We start from the raw sequence: 709 nt of genomic DNA, 5'->3' as shown, positions 1-709 counted from the left end.
CCGCGCGAATCGATGGAATACGACGTCGTGATCGTCGGCGGCGGCCCTGCCGGGCTGTCCGCGGCGATCCGGCTCAAGCAGCTCGCCGCCGAGAAAGGCGCCGAGATCGGTGTGTGCGTGCTCGAGAAGGGTTCCGAGATCGGCGCGCACATCCTGTCGGGCGCGGTGATGGACCCGCGCGCGATCAACGAGCTGTTCCCCGACTGGAAGGAACAGGGCGCACCGCTGACCGTCGAGGTGACGGAAGACCGCTTCCTGTTCCTGTCCGAGAAGAGCGCGGTCACGACGCCGAACTGGGCGCTGCCGGACAACTTCAAGAACCACGGCAACTACGTCATTTCGCTGGGCAACGTCACGCGCTGGCTTGGGGCACAGGCCGAGGCGCTCGGCGTCGAGATCTTCCCGGGCTTCCCGGCTGCGGCGATTCTCTATAACGACGACGGCTCGGTGAAGGGTGTCGCGACCGGCAACATGGGCTTGGGCAAGGACGGCGAGCCGACCGAGAACTTCCAGCTCGGCATGGAGCTGCACGCGAAGTACACGCTATTCGCGGAAGGCTGCCGCGGCCACCTCGGCCGACAACTGATCTCGAAGTTCAAGCTGGACGCGAACGCCGATCCGCAGGCCTACGGGATCGGCATCAAGGAGCTGTGGGAAATCGATCCGGCGAAACACAAGCCGGGCCTCGTGATCCACACGGCCGGCTGGC

The 709-nt window shown here is 65.9% G+C and carries 1 protein-coding gene; it reads left to right on the top strand.

The genetic code is table 11. From position 1 onward, the window contains the following. Window positions 1–709, top strand: a 709-nt coding sequence (locus DID96_RS37900; RefSeq protein ID WP_185732513.1) for an NAD(P)/FAD-dependent oxidoreductase, incomplete at both ends; no start/stop codon positions are given.

The sequence above is a fragment of the Burkholderia sp. Bp8963 genome (assembly GCF_003854275.1).
GTDB lineage: Bacteria > Pseudomonadota > Gammaproteobacteria > Burkholderiales > Burkholderiaceae > Burkholderia.
The sequence above is the reverse complement of the archived record's forward strand: the minus strand, read 5'-3'. Positions and strand labels throughout refer to the sequence as shown.